The sequence below is a fragment of the Vibrio rumoiensis genome, assembly GCF_002218045.2.
Classification (GTDB): domain Bacteria; phylum Pseudomonadota; class Gammaproteobacteria; order Enterobacterales; family Vibrionaceae; genus Vibrio; species Vibrio rumoiensis.
In genome coordinates, this window is record NZ_AP018685.1 from 2,534,789 (window position 1) to 2,558,274 (window position 23,486).

Annotated in this window: 22 protein-coding genes; 10 read left to right on the forward strand and 12 right to left on the reverse strand. The window is 38.9% G+C overall.

Translation table 11 applies throughout. The features are described 5' to 3' along the window. Positions 1-59 precede the first annotated feature (59 nt). Entirely contained in the window at positions 60-1,184 is a 1,125-nt protein-coding gene (locus VRUMOI_RS11600; RefSeq protein ID WP_107922908.1) for an ISAs1 family transposase, read from the reverse strand. Positions 1,185-1,636: 452 nt separating this feature from the next. On the opposite strand from VRUMOI_RS11600, the gene VRUMOI_RS11605 reads away from it, so the two are divergent. The 6 genes from VRUMOI_RS11605 (at position 1,637) to VRUMOI_RS11630 (ending at position 7,758) form a co-directional block, all read left to right on the forward strand. Next, positions 1,637-3,127, forward strand: a complete 1,491-nt coding sequence (locus tag VRUMOI_RS11605; protein WP_089138354.1) for an MBL fold metallo-hydrolase — start codon at positions 1,637-1,639, stop codon at positions 3,125-3,127. Positions 3,128-3,263: 136 nt separating this feature from the next. Further along, a complete protein-coding gene (locus VRUMOI_RS11610; protein ID WP_089138353.1) occupies positions 3,264-3,602 on the forward strand; it encodes a four helix bundle protein in 339 nt (112 codons plus the stop codon). A 226-nt stretch (positions 3,603-3,828) separates the two neighbouring features. Then, positions 3,829-4,773, forward strand: coding sequence for an ADP-glyceromanno-heptose 6-epimerase (gene rfaD, locus VRUMOI_RS11615; RefSeq protein ID WP_089138352.1), 945 nt, complete (start codon positions 3,829-3,831; stop codon positions 4,771-4,773). Positions 4,774-4,884: 111 nt separating this feature from the next. Next, positions 4,885-5,847, forward strand: a complete 963-nt coding sequence (gene lpxM, locus VRUMOI_RS11620) for a lauroyl-Kdo(2)-lipid IV(A) myristoyltransferase (protein WP_089138351.1) — start codon at positions 4,885-4,887, stop codon at positions 5,845-5,847. Between the two features lies 1 nt (position 5,848). Continuing rightward, on the forward strand, positions 5,849-7,021 hold the full coding sequence (locus VRUMOI_RS11625; protein WP_162598372.1) for an O-antigen ligase family protein: 1,173 nt from the start codon (positions 5,849-5,851) through the stop codon (positions 7,019-7,021). 2 nt (positions 7,022-7,023) lie between these two features. Further along, entirely contained in the window at positions 7,024-7,758 is a 735-nt protein-coding gene (locus VRUMOI_RS11630) for a glycosyltransferase family 25 protein (protein WP_089138349.1), read from the forward strand. Positions 7,759-8,282: 524 nt separating this feature from the next. On the opposite strand, the gene VRUMOI_RS11635 is transcribed toward VRUMOI_RS11630, so the two are convergent. From VRUMOI_RS11635 to VRUMOI_RS11645, 3 genes are read right to left on the reverse strand one after another with little or no spacing between them, the layout of a single operon-like run. Then, positions 8,283-9,215 carry a capsular polysaccharide synthesis protein gene (locus VRUMOI_RS11635; RefSeq protein ID WP_089138348.1) on the reverse strand — a complete coding sequence of 311 codons (933 nt, stop codon included), beginning with the start codon at positions 9,213-9,215 and terminating at the stop codon, positions 8,283-8,285. Positions 9,216-9,228: 13 nt separating this feature from the next. After that, complete coding sequence (locus tag VRUMOI_RS11640) at positions 9,229-10,008, reverse strand: glycosyltransferase family 2 protein (RefSeq protein ID WP_231897525.1); 780 nt, start codon at positions 10,006-10,008, stop codon at positions 9,229-9,231. A gap of 26 nt (positions 10,009-10,034) precedes the next feature. Next, on the reverse strand, positions 10,035-11,084 hold the full coding sequence (locus VRUMOI_RS11645; RefSeq protein ID WP_174208804.1) for a CDP-glycerol--glycerophosphate glycerophosphotransferase: 1,050 nt from the start codon (positions 11,082-11,084) through the stop codon (positions 10,035-10,037). Positions 11,085-11,234: 150 nt separating this feature from the next. Here VRUMOI_RS11645 and waaA point away from each other — a divergent pair, with 150 nt between their 5' ends. Next, positions 11,235-12,533, forward strand: a complete 1,299-nt coding sequence (waaA, locus tag VRUMOI_RS11650) for a lipid IV(A) 3-deoxy-D-manno-octulosonic acid transferase (protein WP_089138346.1) — start codon at positions 11,235-11,237, stop codon at positions 12,531-12,533. 3 nt (positions 12,534-12,536) lie between these two features. On the opposite strand, the gene VRUMOI_RS11655 is transcribed toward waaA, so the two are convergent. Together VRUMOI_RS11655 and VRUMOI_RS11660 are read right to left on the reverse strand one after the other, a co-directional pair. Continuing rightward, positions 12,537-14,369, reverse strand: coding sequence for a DUF3413 domain-containing protein (locus tag VRUMOI_RS11655; RefSeq protein WP_089138413.1), 1,833 nt, complete (start codon positions 14,367-14,369; stop codon positions 12,537-12,539). 55 nt (positions 14,370-14,424) lie between these two features. Further along, a complete protein-coding gene (locus VRUMOI_RS11660) occupies positions 14,425-15,150 on the reverse strand; it encodes a 3-deoxy-D-manno-octulosonic acid kinase (protein WP_089138345.1) in 726 nt (241 codons plus the stop codon). Between the two features lie 174 nt (positions 15,151-15,324). Here VRUMOI_RS11660 and VRUMOI_RS11665 point away from each other — a divergent pair, with 174 nt between their 5' ends. After that, on the forward strand, positions 15,325-17,307 hold the full coding sequence (locus tag VRUMOI_RS11665) for an LTA synthase family protein (RefSeq protein ID WP_089138344.1): 1,983 nt from the start codon (positions 15,325-15,327) through the stop codon (positions 17,305-17,307). Positions 17,308-17,335: 28 nt separating this feature from the next. Further along, positions 17,336-18,385, forward strand: a complete 1,050-nt coding sequence (locus VRUMOI_RS11670; protein WP_089138343.1) for a glycosyltransferase family 9 protein — start codon at positions 17,336-17,338, stop codon at positions 18,383-18,385. A gap of 56 nt (positions 18,386-18,441) precedes the next feature. On the opposite strand, the gene VRUMOI_RS11675 is transcribed toward VRUMOI_RS11670, so the two are convergent. Next, positions 18,442-19,446: an NAD-dependent epimerase gene (locus VRUMOI_RS11675; protein WP_089138342.1), complete on the reverse strand. Its 1,005-nt coding sequence runs from the start codon at positions 19,444-19,446 to the stop codon at positions 18,442-18,444. Between the two features lie 243 nt (positions 19,447-19,689). Here VRUMOI_RS11675 and coaD point away from each other — a divergent pair, with 243 nt between their 5' ends. Further along, entirely contained in the window at positions 19,690-20,175 is a 486-nt protein-coding gene (gene coaD, locus VRUMOI_RS11680; protein WP_089138341.1) for a pantetheine-phosphate adenylyltransferase, read from the forward strand. A gap of 166 nt (positions 20,176-20,341) precedes the next feature. Here the strand turns inward: coaD and mutM are convergent, their stop codons facing one another. The 5 genes from mutM to radC all read right to left on the reverse strand — a co-directional run bounded on the left by mutM (position 20,342) and on the right by radC (position 23,398). Then, positions 20,342-21,163: a bifunctional DNA-formamidopyrimidine glycosylase/DNA-(apurinic or apyrimidinic site) lyase gene (gene mutM, locus VRUMOI_RS11685; RefSeq protein ID WP_089138340.1), complete on the reverse strand. Its 822-nt coding sequence runs from the start codon at positions 21,161-21,163 to the stop codon at positions 20,342-20,344. Between the two features lie 229 nt (positions 21,164-21,392). Further along, positions 21,393-21,560, reverse strand: coding sequence for a 50S ribosomal protein L33 (gene rpmG, locus VRUMOI_RS11690; protein WP_002535344.1), 168 nt, complete (start codon positions 21,558-21,560; stop codon positions 21,393-21,395). A gap of 13 nt (positions 21,561-21,573) precedes the next feature. After that, positions 21,574-21,810 (reverse strand): 50S ribosomal protein L28, encoded by a 237-nt coding sequence (rpmB, locus tag VRUMOI_RS11695; protein WP_004728407.1) that lies wholly within the window; start codon positions 21,808-21,810, stop codon positions 21,574-21,576. A 388-nt stretch (positions 21,811-22,198) separates the two neighbouring features. Next, on the reverse strand, positions 22,199-22,549 hold the full coding sequence (locus VRUMOI_RS11700) for a four helix bundle protein (protein WP_089138339.1): 351 nt from the start codon (positions 22,547-22,549) through the stop codon (positions 22,199-22,201). A gap of 174 nt (positions 22,550-22,723) precedes the next feature. Beyond that, positions 22,724-23,398 (reverse strand): RadC family protein, encoded by a 675-nt coding sequence (gene radC, locus VRUMOI_RS11705; RefSeq protein ID WP_089138338.1) that lies wholly within the window; start codon positions 23,396-23,398, stop codon positions 22,724-22,726. Positions 23,399-23,486 lie beyond the last annotated feature (88 nt).

A 23,486-nucleotide genomic window follows, 5' to 3' on the forward strand; every position in this document is an offset into this window, starting at 1 on the left:
CTCACATAGAACTCCTGAAAATTTGACACGCTACCACGGAAAAATCATGAACATCCCCGTCAATAAAGGCTTGCCAGAACCTTCAAAAGGTACTCTGAATCCATCGCACACATCACTCTTTTGTGTTTAATGCTCGCTTTCAAAGTCGTTTCACTCTTCAGCATGTTTAAACACATCTGCCTGATCCTTGCAAAGTTCTCTGCACTTTCTTCCGCTCTTTTTCGGCAAGCATCTTCACCAAATGTCGTATCGAGGGACCAGTGCATCGACTCAACTAACCAATGTGAACGCGTTGCATTTAACAATTCTTTCGCATTTAAATTCTTCGAGCTAATGTAGTATCTCACCGTTATTTCTGACTCTTTCGCCACGGCTTCTTCTTGTCTCACAGAAACAACGATACCCATCGTTTTTAGCTCGGGCCAATCAAACTCTAAATCACCTAAAACGCTTAAATCTGTGTTGGTTAATGCCAACCTAGTTTCTTGTCTACCACGTGATTTTTCTTGTGTACTATAAGAATCGCCATCGTGTTTTTGTAGCATGCTCATATCGAAATAATTATCGAATGCTTGCTCCAAACGACCTTGATTGCCCTTTACCGCCAACAAATAATCTGCGTTTTTGTTTAGCACTTTTTGAGCAATTTTCTTTTGGCACCCCATGGCATCAATAGTGACCAAACAGCCTGATATATCAAGCAGTTCGAGCAACTCTGGGATGGCAGTAATTTCATTACTTTTTTCGTAAACTTTATGCTGCCCGAGACTCACGCCATTTTCAGTCGCAAAAGCATTCACCATGTGAATTGCGCCAAGGCCGCGAGAGTCATCATAAGAGCCCCTGACAGTCTTACCATCAATTGCAATGACTTCACCTTTAGTTAGCTCACAGCAATCTTTCATCCATTCAATGAAGCACTTTTGCAGTCGAGTGGCGTTAATCATTCCCATCGCTCTAGCTATTGTCGATGTTGAAGGAACACCATGACTAAAATCACCAAATCGCTTCAAAAAATCCAAACGAGCCTCACCGTAAAGGCTAATCGCTTTCCAGTCATCTTGACCAGAAAGCACAGCACAAATTGTTAACAGAATGATATCAGTTAACTTGTGCTCGACTTTACCTTGTTGTCGGTAATCTGGAATAACATCGAAATGCATAAATGGGTGCTGGTTACTCATCGTTGGACCTCCAATTTGTCTATGGAGGTATTAGAAAACACTGAAAATGATCTACAAATCGATCATCGGATAATTGATTGTTGTGTGATAGCGCTAACTCATAAAGTTCAAAATTTGAGAACCTGCTACACTACGAAGCCTGTAAATACGGGCATGTTCATGAATTTTCCCTGGACACGCTACCGCCCTAAGGTTAGACGCATCCTCAAGACGTATTTAAAAATGGAAATAAAAAATTTGAGCGGATTCTACCACTAACTAGGGCTCTGCGCGAGCGTACGTAGGACAAATCCCCATCAAGATACCATTCTTACTTATGACATTTTAGTAACAATTTCCAATAACAAAGGATAACTTGATCGAAAACAAAACTCCCTATCCAGATTTTCTAGCACAAATCTCTTAGAATTCATTTAAATCAGCAGGTTAAACTTTATTAATAAGGTGTACTTATGACTCGAGGAAAATATCAGTTACATGATGAATATGACTATTTTCTTCTCCATCATGGAGGAAAAAGTACCGTTACCGGTTCTTGCCACGAATTGCGTATTAATGATTATGGCATCTTAATCGATTGTGGTTTATTTCAAGGTAAGGATGCCGCTTCCGATCCTATTTCTGCTCTCAATATTGAATTTGATGTTAGCCATATCGAAGCCTTGGTGATTACCCACTCACATATTGACCATATCGGTCGCTTGCCTTGGTTACTCGCTGCTGGATTTAATAAACCGATTTATTGCACCAAAGCCACTGCCGCATTGATTCCATTAATGTTAGATGATGGGTTAAAACTCCAATTAGGGTTAAACAGCAAGCAACGTAAGGCAATTTTAGACAAGATAACAGCATTGATACAGCCTGTGGAATACGGGAAAAGTGAGGAGATAGAGCTGGGAACTGAGGACGCTTCGCTCGAGAACCGAAAAGATAAAAGCGAAAAGACCGCAAAAAAAAGCCCGGATCTCGGTTCTCGAAGCAAAGCACACTCGCTATCTTTTTCATTCCAGCCTGCAGGACATATTCTTGGTTCTGCCTATGTTGAAATAACCTTGCCTAACGACGAAATTATTGTGTTTTCTGGTGATTTAGGGCCGAGGAACACACCACTACTCCCGGATCCAGTGTCACCACAACGTGCTGATTACTTGGTTATTGAAACCACTTATGGCAACAAACAACATGAAGATGTTAGTGCTCGCTCACTTCGGCTAGAGAAGATAGTAAAACAGTCTTTATTAGATGGTGGGGTGATTTTAATCCCGGCCTTTAGTGTTGGTCGTACTCAGGAAATTCTCTTTGATATTGAACAATTGATAGAACACAGCATTGAGACCCAAACCACTTCAGATGATTTTTGGCAACAACTGCCAATTATTTTAGATTCCCCTTTGGCATTAAAAGTCACCAAGCAATATGAACACTTTAAGCAGCTGTGGGATGGCGAATGTATTGGCTCAAACAAACGTCCAAGTTCACAACGTCACCCTCTGTCTTTTGAACAGCTCATCACTATTGATAACCATAAAGAACATGAACGTTTAGTTAACCGGTTAGCCTCAACCAATGAGCCTGCGATTGTTATCGCCGCCAGTGGGATGTGCAATGGTGGGCGTATTATGAATTATCTACAGTACCTCCTTCCGAAAAAAGAAACCGATATCATTTTGGCAGGTTTTCAAGCTTATGGAACGCTTGGTCATGAGCTACAAGAAGGCGAACCTTATGTGTTCATTTCTAATCAAAAGATAAAGGTAAATGCGCAGGTTCATTCGATGTCTGGCTATTCAGCACATGCAGATAAAGAGGATTTGTTGGCATTTATTGAAGGCACTGGCTCACCGATTAAACAAGTCCATTTAATTCATGGGGAGCCCGCAGCGCGAGATAAATTCAAAGATATTCTTAAAACAAGATTTATAGGAGACATTATTGGTTAGAAAAGGTTACGGGATTCGGGGACGCTACGCTCGAGAGCCGAGAGCCGAGAGCCGAGAGCCGAGAGCCGAGAGCCGAGAGCCGAGAGCCGAGAGGATTTTACAAGAGAAAAACTAGGAATATAGGTTTAATTTACTAATGAGATATGAAAATTTAGATGTATGGAAAAAGAGCGTTAATCTCTCATGTTCTATTTATTTGTTAATGAAAAACAATCGTGATTTTGGATTTAAAGATCAAATATGCAGATCCGCAGTTTCTGTCGCCAGTAACATTGCAGAAGGTTACGAACGTATACACAGGAAAGAAACCATTAACTTTCTATCCATCGCTAAAGGTTCTATTGGTGAGCTAAAAACTCAAATTATTATTGGCTCTAAGATAGGTTACATATCTGAAGCATCTCATCTAATACAAGAATGTGAAGCCATAGCGAGAATGCTAGGCTCTTTAATAAAAAAACTGAGGCAAGACTAAACTGATTATTACCTTAGCTGACAAGCACTCAACGATTCGCTTTATGCTGTCGCTTTTCGGCTCTCGAGCGAAGCGTCCTCGCCACTAGGAAGCTCTTCCATTTTTTTCGATTCCCTAGCGCAGCGTCATCGGCTCCCAGCTCTTGAAGTTCGCTTTTATTTCCTCTCTCAACTTATCTTCTGATATACTTTCCCCTGTCTGTCTTTAAATTCTTTAGGAAGTAAATATGATTATCGTTACTGGCGGCGCTGGCATGATTGGCAGCAATATTGTTAAAGCATTAAATGAAGCTGGTCATAACGACATTCTCGTCATCGACAACCTAAAAAAAGGTAAGAAATTCGTTAACTTAGTCGACCTAGACATCACCGATTATATGGACCGTGATGACTTCCTAACGCAAATCATGGCTGGTGATGACTTCGGCCCAATTGACGCGGTTTTCCATGAAGGTGCTTGTTCAGCAACCACCGAATGGGACGGTAAATACATGATGCTTAACAACTATGAGTATTCAAAAGAATTACTTCACTATTGTGTTGAGCGTCAAATTCCTTTCCTTTATGCCTCATCAGCCGCTACTTACGGTGCACAAGACAAAGACTTTATTGAAGAGCGTGAATATGAAGGCGCACTGAATGTTTACGGTTATTCAAAGCAGCAATTTGATAACTACGTGCGTCGTTTATGGGCAGATGCCGAGGCGCACGGTGAGAAACTGTCTCAAATTACCGGCTTCCGTTATTTCAATGTTTACGGCCCCCGTGAACAACATAAAGGTGGCATGGCTTCTGTTGCCTTTCACTTAAACAACCAACTACTTGCTGGTGAAAATGCCAAATTGTTTGAAGGCAGCGATGACTTCAAACGTGATTTCATATACGTCGGTGATGTGTGCAAAGTAAACTTATGGTTTATGCAACATGGTGTATCGGGCATCTTTAACTGTGGTACCGGCAAAGCAGAACCTTTCCGCGCGGTTGCTGAAGCAGTGGTTAAACATCATGGCAAAGGCACCATTGAATCCATTCCTTTCCCAGAGCATTTAAAAGGCGCTTATCAAGAATATACTCAAGCTAACTTAGATAAACTGCGCGCTGCCGGTTGTGATGTGGAATTTAAAACCGTAGCGGAAGGTGTGGCTGAATATTTGGTTGAAATTAATAAGTAAGCCGAGAGCCGAGAGCCGAGAGCCGAGAGCCGAGAGCCGAGAGCCGAGAGCCGAGAGCCGAGAAGATTCTCGTTATCGCCTTTTGAATGTAAATAGATTATTCGAGTATTTATGACCCAGCTACGTGATGATTTTGATGAGAAAGCGTATAACCCAACGTTTGAGTGGTCTTTTTTAGCACCAAAATATTGGGGGACTTGGATTGCGCTAACGTTTGCTTGTTTATTCGCATTTTTACCTCGCTCAGCAAAACTGAAGCTATCTAAATTTATTGCGAAACAAGCAATAAAACTAAAATCAGGGGCAACTCATCGCGCTCGGATTAACTTGTCTTTATGCTTTCCAGAAAAGTCTGAATCAGAACGTCAAGCTATCCTGTATAAGCTATATGTCACTGCTTCTATGTTTATGTTGACGTTTCCTCTATTGTCACTGCGTAGCAAACATTGGTTAGAAAAAAATACTGAAATTCGTGGCTTTGAAAATCTACAAAACGTATTAAATAACGATGAAAATGTGATTTTATTAGTGCCACATACTTGGTCGATTGATATTCCAGCCGTGCTTCTAGCCTCACGCGGCCTTCCCGTATCGGCAATGGCTAAAGGGCAAAAAAACAAAGTAGCTGATTGGTTAATGCACAAGCAACGCGTCCAATATGGTGGCCGAGTTTACGATCGCAGCGTTGGAATAAAGCCCTTTATCAAGTCGGTCCGAAAAGATAAGTATTTGGGGTATTATTTACCTGACGAAGATCTGGGCCGTGAGAACAGTGTTTTTGTTGATTTTTTTGCGACTCAGAAAGCAACGATTTCTGGCTTAGGTCGCTTATCTAAGCTTAGCCAGGCGAAAATCGTCCCGCTCTTTGCTATGATCAATACCGATACAGGTAAGTTTGAGCTCGATTTTTACCCAGCACTGCCATTTCCAACTGGGGATGAGCACCAAGACGCAAGAATGATGAATGAGTGTATTGAGCATTATGTCTCAGAGAAACCTGAACAATATATGTGGATTTTGAGATTTTTAAAAACTCAAATAAATAAAGTCAATGTATATAAGCAGCACTATTAACATGAAAAATAAAACAATCAAATACTTAGAAGCAGCCTCAATGCTCAGTTTCTTTTATGTTTTTTCGGCCATGTTAATATTGAGAAGCAGTGATAAAATAGCTGTTGTTATTTTCATTATATCCACGGTGAGTTCACTCATTCTTTCTAAAGGGAAGATCGATATAAAAAAGCTAACACACCCACCAATGTTAGCATTATTAGCAAGTTGTGTGTTCGCTATAGCTAGTTATTATACCCATGGTTCAAGCTCAAGGGAACTCAGAGCATTGCTAGCTTGCTACTTCCTATTATTAGCGTTTCCTTGGCATCTAATTACACTAAAGAGACTTTCATATTTACTATTACTAGGTAGCGTATTTTCGTTATTATACACCACTTATCATTCTTTATACTTAAATCAACCTAGAGGTATATGGCCCATCAACGCAATACCGTCTGCAACTATGTCAGCAACAATATGCTCATTAAGTCTTTGTTTATTTTTCAACATTAAAGAGCCAATATTACGAAGAATACTATCCATAAGTTTTATTATTAGCCTAATAACAGTTTTATTAAGTGATACCCGAGGGGCCTGGGTAGCATTAATTCTTACCATGCTTGCCATTATAATCCCGAACATAAAAAGAAATAAAAAAAACATAATTTATTTATTCATCATAGGTATTTCATCAATAACATTACTACAGCACCCCATATCAGAGCGATTCCATCAAACAGAAAAAGAAATAGCCAAAATTTCATCAGGAAATTACCATACATCCATTGGTTTAAGGTTACAGATGTGGTTAGCAGCATCGGAAATAATAAAAACCAATCCTGCACTAGGTAGTGGAACTAGCCATAAAGAGTTGCTACAGCAATTATATAAAGACAAAAAAATCCCCTCTATTATCGCAAAAGAAAGGCCAGCTCACTACCACAATCAATATATAGATAAAACAGTAAAAGGCGGATTAATCGGATTGTCACTTTTTTTAACTATATTAATATCACCATTACTTACAAAGAAAGCTCCCAAAATACAAAAACATCTTATTATGTGCATTGTCAGTATTTACGCCATTGCAAGTTTAACAGATGTTCCTTTTAACCACGGCCAAACAATAATATTTTTCTTATTACTCACCATCCCTCTTAGCTATAAAAATGAAAATAATGAGGAGTTTTAATCTTGAACAAAATTTACATTATAAATATGAAAAACTCAGTAGAGCGCAAAAAAAACATTTCAGAACAACTTAAAGAAATAGGGTTATCATTCGATATTTTCACAGCTATTAATGGAAGAGACAAACCTCAACACCCATTAATTAACAAATATTCAAAAGAATTAAGCTTTAAGAATAAAGGCCAATATTTAACTCCAGGTCAACTAGGGTGCTATGCAAGTCATTACTTATTATGGCAAAAATGTATAGAATTAAATGAAAGTATCATTATCATTGAAGATGATGCGAAAATTCACACTAAACATTTTTTAAGCTTTATAAAGAACATTAACTCTATCCCTGAAGACGTTGAATGTATTCGTCTTTTTAAAAACAAACGTAACCACTTCACCTCAACATTTCATGCAAGTTGCGGAGAAATTGAAATACATCAATTCTCGAGGGGTCACATGAGTACAACCGGATATTACCTAACACCAACTGGTGCCAAAAAATTTATAACAAAATCCAACCAATGGTATTTGCCGGTCGATATTTATATGGATCAATTTTGGGTGAATGACGTTGTATGCTATGGCACAGTACCTGCTTGCTTAACAAATGATAAAAAATTCGATTCAGATATTGGCTATGCAAAAAAGAAAAAATTAACATTAAAAGGGAAGTTAAACAGAGAGATATTTAATTTATCTCAAACTATAAATAGATACATATTTAATTTTAAAAACTATAAATAATTATCTACATAGCATAAATACTACATTATTGATAAGATAACTATACCTACATTACAACACACCATTTATTTAGCTAAAAGCAATAAACTGTGAGTAGTATAAATATATATGGGGGAATACTTCCTGAGATATTGTTACTGCAAGAATAATTAGAATTCCACTAAAAACAAAAGTACAACATGTACACCTGACAAATGACGGCCCCCATGAATATAACAAACTCTACCACTGGAATTTTCTAACACAAACATAAAAAGAAGAAATTTGACATTTAAGGGGCACCCTAACGGTAAAAAATAGCTTTTTACAAAGAAAAATTTAACATTGATACACTCAGCCTAATATACCGTTTGAAGTATTAATGATAATAAAAAAACCAAGAATTATTGGAGGTATGTCAGTGCCTCATACCTATCCACCCCCAAAAATATAATGTTGAATTTATTATTTTCGAAGGCTATTCACCCAAACGTATCAATTAATAGATATATTACTTAAATTAAACATAGTTTCTAAAAGTAAGTTCACAATCCCAAGGACTTTAATATGTAACTTACTCGTTCTTTATAAATCACGTCATTAGTATATTTAGTTCGATAAGTTTGCTTTGATACTACGCTCTTAAAAAACTCTGAATAACTGTCATTCAACTCAGCATATTGATTACTCAATTTATTAATTTCATCCCAAACATTCATATATTCCTTAATGACCTCATTGAATAAATAAAACATCCAAAAATAAGGAGTGCAGTATTTTTGTTCCAAATCATTTAATAAATCAAAGCCACTTCCACTCTTTGAAATATATCTCTCATCACGCACAAGCAAGTAGGTTGATTTCAACCCTCTTACATCTAAATTATGGATCCTAGGTTTCAATAGATAATCTAATGATTTTTCTAACAAATCCTTTATAATTGGGTGATTTTTTTCTGACGCTAAAAACCAAGAAACTAACTGCCGATCATTGGCCGTTTTTTCTCGAAAACAAAAAAAACCTGTTTTTGATATAGTTAGCCACATCGACAATGGTTTCTTGCAAAATGTAGTAGCATCCGCCCACACACCACCAAACTGATTAAGTAAATACAACCTCAGAAGATCACTTTTCCCTGCTGCACCTAAATTAACTGTTGAATATTTAAAAATTTCAAAGAAATCAAAGCCAATTAAAACTTTCAAGCTATGAACATCTAAACAAGTTACCTTATAGTCAGGATTTAGTTTAACCCAAGATTGGTAACTTAACTTAACCACATCTGGAGCGGTATCTAATCCTGAATCCCAAAACATCCAGATAACTTTATCATCTCTACTTATAGTCTCCTTCTCTAATAACAAGTTTTTAAGCTCTAATATTCTAGCTTCATCATTAGAACTCCTCATATTTGAAGGAGACAGTTTACATTTGAAGACCCTTAAATACTCAGATATTAGCCGATTAAACTTAGCCATATTTTACACCTTATCAAATATCTGATTTATTTTTTTCCAACACCCATAACCCAGCATATTTATTAAAATTACCCGTTGCATATCTCACTGCCACAATAAAACCGATTCCACCATCCAAAACACCAAGGCGGATAAAATAAATATGGAAAAATACCCATAAAGCTCGGAATGAAGCAACCATCAAACCATGGCTTTTCTTTCCTTTACGATGATACTTCTGAGAACCTAGCCATGCATATTTTGCAGACTTTTCTAGCCCATGACCAAAATCTCTATGGGTAAAGTGCAGCAGATAGCCTCTTAGCTTCCCGACACTACCTTTTGGTGCAATGATCTTTTCATGAACTTCATCTTCCGTAAAGTAAGCGCCTTCACGCTTAATTAAACGAGTAACATATCGAGCACTTCGTCCATGCTTTAAGATTTTTCCGTAAATAGTCACCCCCCATTTAAACTTAAATGAGGTTTCTTTTATTTCATCGAGGCTGAGTAAATGAATAATCTCTTCTTTTAATTGTGTTTCTACGGCTTCATCCGCATCTATAGTTAAAACCCAATCACATGTAGCCTCGCTTAACGCCCTTTGCTTCTGTTTACCAAAGCCTGGCCAGTCTGTAACAAACACCTTATCGGTATATTCTTTACAAATATTCACAGTGCCGTCTTCAGAACCACTATCGAATACGATAATTTCATCTGCAATATCTTTTACAGATTCAAGGCATGTACGAATCCTATCTTCTTCATTTTTAGTAATAATCGTGACAGATAAGGAATGTTTTTTCTTCATCATCGTATTCATTAATGCACCTTATGAAATTATTTCAATTTCCAATAATTCAATTTCTTTCTTAATTTATAATGTCTAACAAAATTTAATGGTTTTTTCTTTAAGCCCGCAAGACCTTGTTCAATCAATTCATTGGTAGCCGCAATGACCCTTTCACTTGATTTGCCATCTGTGTATGGATGTAATTCTTCACAGTAAGAATCAATGGCAGACATCAAATCAACAGGATGACTTAGGGCTAACTCTAATGATTGTTCAATTTCATTTACTTGAGTAATGTTGAGCAAATGATCTAGCGGTATTTGATTATTAAATGTAACAACCGGCTTTCTTTGTAAGAGAAACATTAACAAAATTGATGAGGTATCACACAGCATGACATCTGCGGCCTGCAGTAATGGGATCACGTCATCAGTTTCTATAAAGGTTAAGTTTTCATTTTGAATTGATTTATATTTATCTACTGTTGATTTTGCCATTTTAGGATGAAACTGGACTAACCAACGCCATTTTCCTGTTTGAGATAACTCTTTAATGGTATCGAAAATAGTTTCAGCACAAGATAGGCGCTCAGTAAAAGTAGAGCATAACAATATCGTCGAGCGGGTATCACTTTTATCAACATAAGGGTTGTCAGTGATAGGAGTGAAGAGAGGATCGAGTGTTGACCACCCAGTTTCTTTCACTTTAAAAAAGCCATGTTCTTTAGCTAATTCTTGAAACTTTTCAGTCGTATTTGGGCCTTGTGTACAATATAGGTCAAAGCAACCACGGATTTTAAAATGTTGCATTTGCCGCTTACCAGAATGAAAGCCATGGAATACACCTACCTTAACCCCTGGGATAAAGCGTGGCACAATATTTCCAGGAACAAAGACGGCATCAGGGTTCCAGCCTTTTACTTCTTCAATCGAGTTTAATCTAACTTCATCGTTCTTCAAAAAACTAGGATTGGCTTCTTTGCCTTCAAAAAACCAACGGACTTCACCACCTTGTTGACGGATAACGTGCTGCAAAGGACGAAGTATCGCATACGAATAATTTTGCGAAATATACATTAAGTATTTTTTATTGTTCATTGCTAATACCGCAGGTTTGTAGGAGACTTATCAATTATCTGGCCATTAAATAAAAAAGCCATTCTACTGAATTAAACTAAGCTCAAAAAAGTTAAGTTTACCTGATTTCATTCCATACTGGATCAATTTTATCTCTATTAGGTATTCGTCATGCTATTAAGATGGTTGTATACATTCTTACTGACCTTGCTGTCTCCGATATTCCTTTTATCTCTTTATAAATCAAAACCGAATAAACCTAAGTTTGGTTCTCGCTGGAAAGAGCACTTTGGCATCACTCCCCCGCCCTGTGACCAAACCCAACAACCTATTTGGATTCATACCGTCTCTGTTGGTGAAACCATTGCTGCCACCCCCTTTATCAAAAAACTGAAAGAACAATACCCACACACACCAATAATAATCACCACCACAACAAGCACTGGTGCCCAACAAGCAGAGAAACTGGCCGATATTGCCGAACACCGGTATATGCCTTTAGATTTGCCTTTTGCGATAAAAGGTTTTCTAAAACAAACTCGTCCGCAACTTATGCTCATTATGGAAACCGAGCTGTGGCCGAATACCTTACATTATGTCGCCAAAGCTGATATCCCTATTGCTGTCATTAACGCTCGTCTATCAGAACGTTCTGCGATTCGATATAGTAAGTTTCAACCAATTTTTAATTTATTAGCTCAAAACTTATCGCTCATACTATGCCAACATAAAGACGACGCAGAGCGTTTCACTCGACTTGGGATAAATGAACAAAATGTGCAGATCACGGGAAGCTTGAAGTTTGATATCTCTGTATCGGACCGTATTATCGCAGAAGGCGAAAATTTAAGATCAAGACTGGGCAAGCAACGTCCAGTTTGGATTGCCGCCAGTACGCACCAAGGTGAAGATGAACAAATGTTATCAATTCATCAGAAACTTCTACAGCTCCACCCAAATGCTTTACTGATACTTGTGCCAAGACATCCAGAGCGTTTTAATGATGTGTTCCAAGTTTGTCAAACCGCAGGTTATAAAACCCATAGACGTACCGAACAAGCTGAAGACTTACGAGATACCCAAATTTATTTAGCTGATACCATGGGTGAAATGATGCTTTTACTAGCGTCTAGTGATGTATGCTTCATGGGAGGCAGTTTGCTTGGAGATAAAGTGGGAGGGCATAATTTATTAGAACCTGCGGCTATTGGTTTACCCTGCTTGATCGGCCCTTCATTTTATAACTTTACGGATATCACTCAGCAACTGTCTCATGCTGGTGCATGCTTTGTTTGTCAGGATCAAAGTGAGTTGGCTGACACTTTAATCACATTATTTCAAGAGTCACAACTACGCCAGCAATGTAAAACAAAAGCCTTACAGGTTATTGCTCAAAATACTGGCGCAGTTGAACGGAGTTTACAATTAATTAAATCACTACTCTTAACAACTACTCATACCAACAAATAATCGTTACTTCCTAAATCGACTAATTTGCTCCAAAGCCTGCTGAACATATTGATAGTTTGGTGAACCTTCTTTTTGGTGATTGCTGATATCCATAAAGTGAGATTGGCCGGTTGCCCCAACCTCTAAAATTGAATCTTTAGAAACAATGCCATAACCACTATAGCTGGAGATGAGCATCCAAGGTCTTTGTTGAGGCTCCTCAAATAAATTCACGCCTGTTGAGTAATCATCTATAGGGCTTGTTACACCTAAATACTGTGTCATTAGTGTCGGCACAATATCTTCGTGGCTAGTAAACTCATTGTTCCAATCTTTGCCTATATGCTTCGGAACGTTGGGACCAACAACGATAAACGGGACTTTAGTTTGGGCTGGAGTAAAGTTACTGTTATGTCCCCAATAATTTAATTTATTATCATTGAGCTCTTGTGCATGATCTCCAGTGATAATTATCACCGTATTCTCTAAATCCCCTGTTTCTTTTAGCTTATCGATCACTTGTTTCGCTAAACTATCAGTAAAGTGCACACTGGTTTTATACCGATTCATAAACGGCGTAACATCCGTTTCATTATTCAGCTCTAAATAGTTAATCGCCTTGAGTATTGGTTGGTATTGATGCTCATAATTTTTAGGGAAATCGTACGCATGAGGCGAATCATAGAACAAAAATGAGAAGACAGGCTTAGATTGGTCACGCTGGTCATACCAAGCTTTCCAGTCTTTAGTCAGGTTAATATCTCGCTCTGGAGATGAGTTGCCTTCCGAACGAATACGCAGGTTTTTTACGTTGGCAAATACCGTTTGATCAAATTCTGGCGAGGTTAACTTAGCCGCTGCAAACAATCCTAATTGATAATCCATTTGTTGTAAGCGGTCCATAAATACAGGCGACTTATGATTCGCTAAAAAGCTATGCCAATACGTTCCAGGCAATCCATAAAACATACCGAAAATCCCGGTCCTGGTAGCATTGCCCGTTGAAACATGATTATCGAAGCTTTCACCTTGTTGAGCTAACGCCCATAGATTCGGAGCATTATCTTTGTTAAACGTATCAAAACGCCATGAATCTATCACTAAAAACATGATGTTAACCGGTTTATCTACCGTTTTGGTTTGCAGTGGAGAAAGTGGGTAATTTAAACTACTCCCTCCTTTTAACGCCATTGATTTCTGCTTTTCAACCGCTTCTTTATTTAACCAGCCATGCTTTTCCATAAATGAGTTAGCCGTTGCAGGCTGGAAAAGAGGTAAATATTGCTTAACGATGCTAATCGGCTGATAAGCATTGGCCGCCGCCCAAATATGAAGACCATTACAAATAAGCGCCATAATAATGGTTAAGTAAGTAAACTTGCGACCAAGTTTGATTCGAGTGAAAGTCGGCTTCGATGCAATTTTTACCAACAACCAATATTCTAAAGCCACTAAAACAAGTACTCCAGAAATTGCCATTAGCCAAGTGATAATAGGAAAATCGACAACATCACCAGAGAAAACCAATTCAACCACAACGGCATTCATATGGAATCGATATTGAGCAAACACAAAAGTATCGATGATCAGAATACACAAGGCCAATGAAGCGATGACAGCAATGCAAATTCGACGAATAGGTTGTGGTAACAACAATAAAGGTATCGTGACCAGCCCTATCACTGCCGCGAGCAAGGTCATTTGGCTCCAAAGACCAGAAACGATAAAACCTAGACTTAATCCATCACTGGGAAAAGTGGGAAGATAAACAAAGTAGCGTATAGCGATCAAAATGGCTAAAACGGCGTTAATGAGTATAAACCAACCATGGTTATGGAGTTTTTGCTTAAACGTCAAAGGTACTGCTGGGTGAGAGATTGTATTCAAGAAAAATGCCTGCTTAATAAAAAAGTTATTGATGATACCCAGCTTCTAGAGCTGCCCAATTGGAACCTTGAACCCAATTAATTTGCCTCTTACCTAGTTCTTTTTGAAAAGAGCGCAGTAAACGATCTAAGTTCGACTTTTGCCATACCTTGATGCTTGTCTCTCCGAGATCGGGTTCAATATGACATTTATCAAAATCAATAATCCACACCTTATTATCATTATCTAACAAAATGTTATGAATATTGAGATCGGTATGATTCACGTTGGCTTGATGCAACTTTTTGATCTGCTGACCAATGGCTTGGTAGACTTCATTAGTTAATGTTCTCTGCTGCAAAATGGCAACCAGATCTTCAGCGCCTTCAATTTTTTGCGTCAAAATATCAGCTTGATAGCATACGGTTCGCTTCACTGCTCGCGCCGCAATCGGTTTTGGGACATTCACACCCGCTTTCACTAAATGCTGCAATAGTTGGAACTCTTCACAGCTTCGAGTTTGGTGCCATTGAGTAAACCAGTAGTGATCCTTCACTATTTTTCCAAACAAACCACCACGTCGATAGTGACGTAAAGCCGCTGGTAATGTATCGGTTTGCACAAACCAAGTTGTTCCCCGCCCTTGCGCTGAACCTAATACTTTATTTTGCTCATGCCAAAACTCAGGATTAAAGACCTGATTAACTAATGCTTCACTAATTAAAGTTTCATCAAACCAGATGACTTGTTTGTGTGATGTGAGTGCTTTCATTATGGATTACTCAATTTAACGTGTAGGTCATTATGAGTAAATACTAATCTTCTATCAACAATGAGTTATGATAAGTTTCGAGAAAGATTTGACTATGTATCATAAGAAGAAAATTGTAGAATACCCCACCCATTTCTACGGGTTAAATGACCAACTCCAATAAGAGATGCCGTGATGTTTCAATCTTACTTCCTCCATAATATAAAAAATTTTTGCATTGTAATCCTAACTGCAATCTTGATTCTCATGGCCTCTAGGTTGTGGTTTCTCCTAAAAATCACAGATATCCCACTCATCCTACAACATAAACAAGATTTTATTTTATCGGTAATAACTGGCCTTAGGTTCGACATCAAGGTCTCAGTTATTGCATTCTCGCCAATCTTATTATTTGGCAGCTTTTGTGCACTAGCACGCCCTAGTTACCTTAAGTTTTTAACATTTAAAATGTATTACATCGCAGTAATTACATTTCTTTTAATCAGTATTTCTATTGGTAACTACTATTTCTATACAACTTATGGCACTTACTACGATGTTTTCATGTTTGCCTTTTTAAATGAAGAAAAACAGGCAGTCATGGTTAGCATGTGGCAAGATTATCCAATTTTATCTGCTCTTTTGGTTTCAACTATAGTTACATTACTGATAACTAAAGCAACGCATAATATTTCAAACCTACAATTAAAATCAGCGAAAACAGAAGCAACTCTATCAAGTAGAAAAACCGTAATGATAGGAATAGTCAGCTTAATTATTGTGGTTATTCTGGCTCGCGGTTCTATTGGAACTTTCCCTTTAGGGAGATATAACGCTAACGTTTCTACCTTTACCGCCCTCAATACTGTCACCCCAAATGCATTTATGGCGATAGATTGGGCTAGAAAGGATTATCAAAAACAAGCTGTTTTAAAGCCGGTGTCTGAAGATGACTTAAAAAAACTCATGAACAAAGTCATTGGCCAATCGACTCCGGTTTATCATACCCCAAAAAATACCTATTTAAATTCTCACCAACCAAATGTTGTTTTGGCACTAATGGAAAGTATGGGAACAAATTTTTTAGTAGAAGATAAGGCAGATACTAACGATTTGTTGGGTAATCTACGTCCACATTTTTCGCAAGATTTTTTATTTAAGCGCTTTCAAGCCGGTACTAGTGGCACTTGGGATAGCATTATGATGATGCTAACTCAAAGTAATAACTCAAATATTAGCCAGTCTGCCTATAAAAAAGTAAAACTGGAAAGCTTAGCGGTTCTACCATATAAACGTTCTGGCTATGAAGTTAGCTTTATTTATGCAGGGGCGAGTACTTGGCGTAACTCTAAGCAATATTTACTTCATCAAGGGTTTGATCACTTCTATGATCATGACGATATCTTAAAGCAATTTCCTGATGCTAAATTGACAGATGGCGAATGGGGCTTGGCCGATGAATATGCATTTAAATTCACTCAACACATTTTAAACACGAGTGAAAAACCACAAATGATTTTCATCATGTCGTTGACCAATCATCCTCCGTTTAAATTACCTTCATCTTATAATGTTAAAGCTACGCACCTAAGCCAAAGATTGAAAAAAATGGCTATGAATGACCACAGCGAAACTCTGTTATCAGAGCAAACTTACCAATATGCAAGTAGCTCTCTTGGTGATTTTATTTCATACATAAAGCAAGATCCCAAATTACATAAAAATACGATAATAGCCGCCTCGGGAGATCATCATATGCGTAATATGAATATGGACATAAAAACTGAGTACGCTATCAGTTATGCCGTTCCTTTTTATATGCATATCCCTGAGGACATTTTAAACAACGTCTCTCATACCTATGACCCACAGCGAATTGGTTCACACCGAGATATATTCCCAACGCTATACCATTTTAGCCTGTCAAATCAAAGCTATATTAGCTTAGGTGGGCAAAATTTATTTGGCGAAACGGTAGACAATATAGGTTTTAATAAAGATAGAGTCATCACACTATCTGGTGCTTATGATCGAAAAAGACCACAAGATCTTTATCCATGGCAAGCTGATAAGCTTCATACAAAACCTAAACCTATAGAAAATTCAGAGTCACATTTTTTACAAGACCATGATCAATTACAATCTATGTATATTCGTCACTTAGTTAATAAAAAATAGTTATCGTTGAGTAAACTCGGAGAGAAAAATGGCTTTATTTCAAAACCAGCCTAAATCACTATGCATATTACGTCTCTCTGCTATTGGTGACGTTTGCAATACCATTGCCGCCGTTCAGTGTATTCAAAGACAATGGCCACAAACTGAAATCACCTGGATAACGAGTTCTTTAGAAGCCCAACTACTCGAGGGGCTTCCCAATATGAAAGTGATCATATTTAATAAGAAAAAAGGATTCAAAGGCTATATTGAATTATGGGAACAGCTTAAACACCAACGCTTTGATGCTTTACTGCATATGCAATACGCATTACGAGCCAGCATTGTGACCCTTGGGATAAAAGCAAAATATAAATTAGGTTTTGATAAGCAGCGTAGCCAAGATTTTCAAACTTGGTTTACCAATGTAAAAGTGCCGTCTCCTCAAGAGCTTCATGTACTCGATGGGCTACTTGCTTTTGCAAAAGAGCTCGGCGTTGAAGATATCACCCCAAGCTGGAATATCCCCTACACGCAAAATGATGAAGCTTGGGCTAACGAATATCTATCTAATGATAAAAATGTTGTTATTGTACCTGCGGCAAGCAAAGCCTACAAAAACTGGAATGCAGAAGGGTACGTTGATGTGATTCAACATGCTCACAATCTAGGATGGAATATTATTCTCGCAGGAAGCCCAGCCCAAATAGAAATTGAACTTGCAGAAAAAATCCAACAACAAGTGCCATTCGTCACCAATACGGTAGGTAAAAGTAGTATTAAGCAACTTGTCGCTTTAATCGATAAAGCGACGATGGTTATCGCTCCAGATACTGGTCCAACTCATATTGCTAATGCAATGAGCACACCTGTCATTGGTTTGTATGCTCACCACAACCCAGCAAGAACTGGACCTTATCTATATAGAAAGTACGTGGTCTCTGCCTATCAAGACGCCATTGAAAAAGAGCACAACAAACCGATTGAACAATTAGCTTGGCGAACTCGAGTAAAAAACCCTCAAGCTATGAATTTAATTAGCTCCGAAGACGTCATATCTATGTTTGATTCTGTATGCTCAGATAAGAGCTTTCATTAACACGATTAAAAACGCCGACTTCCTTAACCTGAAAGCCGGCGATAAATGTTATTTTTTTAGATTTGATAAAATTCTTTATACCAATCAACAAAATTCGCAACGCCTTGTTTAACGGACATCGATGGCTTGTAACCTGTCACATCAAACAAATCTTGCGTATCAGCATAAGTGGCATAAACATCACCAGGCTGCATTGGCATGAAGTTTTTCTTCGCTTCTACTCCTAGCGATTCTTCCAATGCTTCGATGAATTCCATCAATTTCACTGGGTTACCATTACCGATGTTATAGATTTTATAAGGCGCTGAACTGGTTGCTGGTGAGCCTGTTTCAACGGTCCATTCTGGGGTTTTTTCAGGGATCACATCTTGAATACGGATCACGCCTTCAACGATATCGTCAATGTAAGTAAAATCACGCTGCATGTTACCATTGTTGTAAACGTCGATTTGTTTACCTTCAACCATCGCCTTGGTGAATTTAAACAATGCCATATCCGGACGGCCCCATGGACCATAAACCGTAAAGAAACGCAGCCCTGTTGTGGGTACGCCATATAAATGAGAATAAGTATGCGCCATTAATTCATTGGATTTTTTGGTAGCAGCATAAAGCGAGATCGGGTGGTCAACACTGTCTGCGGTATCAAATGGCATTTTTTGATTTAACCCATACACAGAACTCGAAGATGCATAAACTAGGTGCTCAATCTTATGATGACGGCAGCCTTCTAAAATGGTTAAGTGACCGACTAGGTTACTGTCCGCATAGGCCATCGGGTTATCGATAGAATAACGCACCCCAGCTTGTGCCGCTAAGTGAATCACTCGTTGAAAACCTTGCTCAGCAAACAATTGAGCCACACCTTCACGATCAGCCAAATCCAGCTCAATAAAAGTGAAGTTTTGATGCTTAGCACGATTTAAGCGAGCATGTTTTAGCTCTACCGAGTAATAGTCATTAAGGTTATCAATACCAATCACATCATGGCCTGCTTCACACAAGCGCTCGACAACGGACGAACCAATAAAACCAGCCGCGCCTGTCACTAAATATTTCATGTTAATTCCTATCAATTCACTATACTTCCTTGATTTTATGCCACCTTACTTACAATCACCACTAACAATTCATGTTAATCAAGAAACCCATGGATATTGATAGATTTACTGACCATGTTTTGAAATACTATTAAGCAGATTCATTGATAAATCACTAATCACGTTAAAGTATCAAATGAATCACGATTGTTTATAGCATTTCTATCACCAAGAATTTGATTCCCAAATAGCGAGCAAATCACGATGACAAAATTAACGACGCCGGCCATTTACCCTGGAACGTTTGATCCAATCACCAATGGTCATTTTGATTTGATTAAGCGTAGTGCTCGTCTGTTCGATAGCGTGGTCGTTGCCGTAGCAGAAAGCCCAAGCAAAAAAACCATGTTCAGTTTGCAAGAACGAGTCGATATGGTGAAAGAAGTCACCAAAGACTTAGAGAATGTCACTGCGGTGGGATTTTCAGGGCTATTAGTGGATTTTGCTAAGCAACAAAAAACTAATATTTTGATTCGTGGTTTACGTACCACTGTCGATTATGAATATGAGTTTGGGTTAACCAGCATGTATCGTAAATTGATGCCGGAATTAGAAAGTGTTTTCTTAACCCCGACCGAAGAGTTTGCCTTTCTTTCTTCTACTATTGTTCGTGAAGTGGCGATTCATGGTGGCAATGTTGATCAGTTTTTACATCCGTATGTGGTTGAGAAAGTGAAAGCAAAAACGTGACTCGTTTATCGGGCGCTTCGCTGCTCGTCACTAGGAAAAGATAAGAGCAAAAATTTGTTGCGTGATGCGTGAACGCTTCGCTCCATGTTGCGCAAAAGTGCATTCGAATCTCGCTTCTGCGCTTCCGAGTCACGAGCAGCGAAGCGCCCTAACAACGAAAAACGAATTACGAAAACGCTTTCTCCTGACACCTTTCACAATAAAAACTATTTCTCTGACCTATTTTTTCTTCCACAATCAACTCGCCACAAGCCGGGCACGGTTTACCGGCTTTACCATAAACTTGTAATTCTTGAGCAAAATAGCCCGGTTTACCATCGGCTTGATTAAAATCTTTAAGCGTTGTGCCACCTTGAGTGATCGCACGACTTAGCACTTTCTTTATCTCATCCACCAGCAAAGTGATCTGAGAGAGTGTTAACTGGTTAGCAAGGGCTTTAGGGTGGATCTTCGCGCGGAATAAAGACTCACTGGCATAAATATTCCCAACCCCAACCACGACTTTGTTATCCATAATAAATTGTTTAGTCACCACTTTACGCTTTTGGGCTTTTTCAAATAAATACTCAGCATTGAAGTCATCGGTTAATGGCTCAGGGCCAAGGTGACTCATCACATCATGCTCCCCCCCCGCCTCACACCATAACCAAGCCCCAAAACGACGCGGATCGTGGTAGCGCAGCACTTTGCCATTGGTTAATGTAAGATCGACATGATCATGCTTATTGGGCTCGATCCATTGATCTAACACTCGCAAGTTACCCGACATGCCTAAGTGGATGATGGCAGTACCTTGATCGGTTTCTATCAGTAGATACTTTGCCCGGCGTCGAATAGATCGAATGACTTGGCCTTGTAGTAGCAAGATCTCTTCTGGCACTGGCCAACGCAGTTTAGGTTGCCTAACCTCGATTTTTTGAATGGTTTGATTAAGAAGGTGCGGAGTGATCCCCATTCGGCTAACTTCAACTTCAGGTAGTTCGGGCATAAATCGTCCTTGATAGGTGTGTATTAGGAAATTATACGGGAAAATAGTTGCGAGATCCGAGTGCGCTTCGCTTCGTGTTGCGGGGAAGATCATTCGAGCCTCGTTTATCGGGCGCTTCGCTGCTCGTGGCTCGAGTAACGAGAAGCGAAGCGCCCTAGCGACGAGAAACGAAAAAAAACCCAGCCTACCGAAGTAGTCTGGGTTTTTAATTTCTAAAGAGGAAAACCAATTACTTGATTTTAGCTTCTTTGTACATAACGTGCTGGCGAACTACTGGATCAAATTTCTTGATCTCAAATTTGCCTGGCATGTTACGTTTGTTTTTGTCAGTTGTGTAGAAGTGACCTGTTCCAGCAGATGATACTAGACGGATTTTCTCACGAATGCCTTTAGCCATTGTTCAATTCCTCTTATACGTTCTCGCCACGAGCACGGATATCAACAAGAACAGCATCGATGCCTTTCTTATCAATAATACGCATACCCTTAGCAGTTAGACGTAGTTTAACAAAGCGTTTTTCGCTTTCGACCCAAAAACGGTGAGTTTGTAGGTTCGGCAGAAAACGACGCTTGGTAGCATTTCGTGCGTGTGAACGGTTGTTACCCGTTACAGGACGCTTACCAGTTACTTGGCATACTCGGGACATGAATGTCTTCTCCAAATCGTTTCAGCTCGATATCACCTTGGGGCAAAAACCGCTATGGAAAAAACCATACCAAGGCTATCAAAGGTCGCGCATTATACTAACTTGACATGCATTGCTCAAGACCTGTGCGGATCCTTTTTAGGAAAAACACGATCTTTTTTTGAACAGAACAGTTTTTAAACGCTTTTTTTTGCACAAGAACACAGAGCTGAATAAGGTTCTATAAAATTAGTGCGCGGATTGTAGCAGATTCTGACCGACTAACAAGAAAAAAGGAAGTCTAATTTTGATTCAACGACCAATTAAAAAATAAGTTCCTGGCTCCTGGTTCCTGGTTCCTAGAAAAAGCGACCACAACACTTTGTTTATTAAGCATCACCTTTTATATTTACTTAACAGAATAGACTCTTGATTTTATTAACCCAGCCAACATTCGACTAACCTGCAAGATATCTTGTTGTAATAACTTGTATTGCTGCTCTTCAAGGTAGCCAAACTCTTTTGCTAATAATATCTGGGTATATAGTTCTCCAGTCGACCCTTTCGCTATATATAAAAACCGCACTGATTCCTTCACTGTTTCACGCTCTTCACCTTCCGCAATATTAGATGGAATAGAAACGGCAGAGCGTGTGATCTGATCTTTAAATCCGTAATCTTTACAATACTTAAAGCTTGTATGAATCAGAAGCGCAACCCCCATACTTTTCCGCCACACTTCTAATTTTTCATAATTCATATTCCATCCTTCTTTATTAACTCGAATCCTTACAACACGCTCAGATCTCTAGTTTCAAACTGGAATATCAGAAACGCTTTTCTTTTCCTAAAACTAGGGACCAGGAACTAGGAACCTTCTTCTCTCCCTAGAAACTAGGAACTAGAAACCTTCTTTTCCCGCGCGAAGCGCTATTCACATCCACCCTCTTTCAGCAAACGATACGACCTCACCATCGCCGATCACAAAATGATCCAGAATCCGTATATCCACCAATGCCATCGCTTCGACTAAACGACGAGTGATACGCCGATCCGCATCACTCGGCTCGGCAACACCTGAAGGATGATTATGCGCAAGAATTAAAGCGGCAGCATTATGCTGCATTGAACGCTTCACCACTTCTCTCGGGTAAACGCTGGCGGCATCTATCGTCCCTTCAAATAACACTTCATCACTGATCACACGATTTTGGTTATCGAGAAATAACACGTAAAACGCTTCTCGCTGCCTATCACGCAAGACACTGCTTAAATAATGTTTGGTATGTTCAGGGCTGGTTAAAGCATCCCCCCGCTTAATGGTTTCAGCCAGATAACGCTTGGTCATTTCAACCACGGCTTGCAATTGGGCAAATTTCGCCGAGCCTAACCCTTTATGTGAACAAAATTGAGATTGACACGCTGAAAGTAACGTGCGCAGTGAACCAAACTCTTTTAATAAATGATCCGCGAGTTCTATCGCATTCATTCCTTGTAATCCGGTACGCAGAAAAATTGCCAATAATTCGGCATCCGATAACGATTGAGGTCCCCGGGCAAGTAACTTTTCTCTTGGGCGAGACTCTTCAGGCAGCATTTTTAAAGACATGACAAACACTTATATTAAATAAAACTCGATAACATCAGCCTTTACTACCTGACTCAAATAAAGAAAGCCCAAAAGTCGATAAGATCTT

What these genes read in the sequence shown, in the direction of transcription:
- VRUMOI_RS11600 (WP_107922908.1), bottom strand. Translation starts at nt 1,184, where the DNA reads ATGAGTAACCAGCACCCATTTATGCATTTCGATGTTATTCCAGATTAC.
- VRUMOI_RS11605 (WP_089138354.1), top strand. Translation starts at nt 1,637, where the DNA reads ATGACTCGAGGAAAATATCAGTTACATGATGAATATGACTATTTTCTT.
- VRUMOI_RS11610 (WP_089138353.1), top strand. Translation starts at nt 3,264, where the DNA reads ATGAGATATGAAAATTTAGATGTATGGAAAAAGAGCGTTAATCTCTCA.
- rfaD (WP_089138352.1), top strand. Translation starts at nt 3,829, where the DNA reads ATGATTATCGTTACTGGCGGCGCTGGCATGATTGGCAGCAATATTGTT.
- lpxM (WP_089138351.1), top strand. Translation starts at nt 4,885, where the DNA reads ATGACCCAGCTACGTGATGATTTTGATGAGAAAGCGTATAACCCAACG.
- VRUMOI_RS11625 (WP_162598372.1), top strand. Translation starts at nt 5,849, where the DNA reads ATGAAAAATAAAACAATCAAATACTTAGAAGCAGCCTCAATGCTCAGT.
- VRUMOI_RS11635 (WP_089138348.1), bottom strand. Translation starts at nt 9,215, where the DNA reads ATGGCTAAGTTTAATCGGCTAATATCTGAGTATTTAAGGGTCTTCAAA.
- VRUMOI_RS11640 (WP_231897525.1), bottom strand. Translation starts at nt 10,008, where the DNA reads ATGATGAAGAAAAAACATTCCTTATCTGTCACGATTATTACTAAAAAT.
- VRUMOI_RS11645 (WP_174208804.1), bottom strand. Translation starts at nt 11,084, where the DNA reads ATGAACAATAAAAAATACTTAATGTATATTTCGCAAAATTATTCGTAT.
- waaA (WP_089138346.1), top strand. Translation starts at nt 11,235, where the DNA reads ATGCTATTAAGATGGTTGTATACATTCTTACTGACCTTGCTGTCTCCG.
- VRUMOI_RS11660 (WP_089138345.1), bottom strand. Translation starts at nt 15,150, where the DNA reads ATGAAAGCACTCACATCACACAAACAAGTCATCTGGTTTGATGAAACT.
- VRUMOI_RS11665 (WP_089138344.1), top strand. Translation starts at nt 15,325, where the DNA reads ATGTTTCAATCTTACTTCCTCCATAATATAAAAAATTTTTGCATTGTA.
- VRUMOI_RS11670 (WP_089138343.1), top strand. Translation starts at nt 17,336, where the DNA reads ATGGCTTTATTTCAAAACCAGCCTAAATCACTATGCATATTACGTCTC.
- VRUMOI_RS11675 (WP_089138342.1), bottom strand. Translation starts at nt 19,446, where the DNA reads ATGAAATATTTAGTGACAGGCGCGGCTGGTTTTATTGGTTCGTCCGTT.
- coaD (WP_089138341.1), top strand. Translation starts at nt 19,690, where the DNA reads ATGACAAAATTAACGACGCCGGCCATTTACCCTGGAACGTTTGATCCA.
- mutM (WP_089138340.1), bottom strand. Translation starts at nt 21,163, where the DNA reads ATGCCCGAACTACCTGAAGTTGAAGTTAGCCGAATGGGGATCACTCCG.
- rpmG (WP_002535344.1), bottom strand. Translation starts at nt 21,560, where the DNA reads ATGGCTAAAGGCATTCGTGAGAAAATCCGTCTAGTATCATCTGCTGGA.
- rpmB (WP_004728407.1), bottom strand. Translation starts at nt 21,810, where the DNA reads ATGTCCCGAGTATGCCAAGTAACTGGTAAGCGTCCTGTAACGGGTAAC.
- VRUMOI_RS11700 (WP_089138339.1), bottom strand. Translation starts at nt 22,549, where the DNA reads ATGAATTATGAAAAATTAGAAGTGTGGCGGAAAAGTATGGGGGTTGCG.
- radC (WP_089138338.1), bottom strand. Translation starts at nt 23,398, where the DNA reads ATGTCTTTAAAAATGCTGCCTGAAGAGTCTCGCCCAAGAGAAAAGTTA.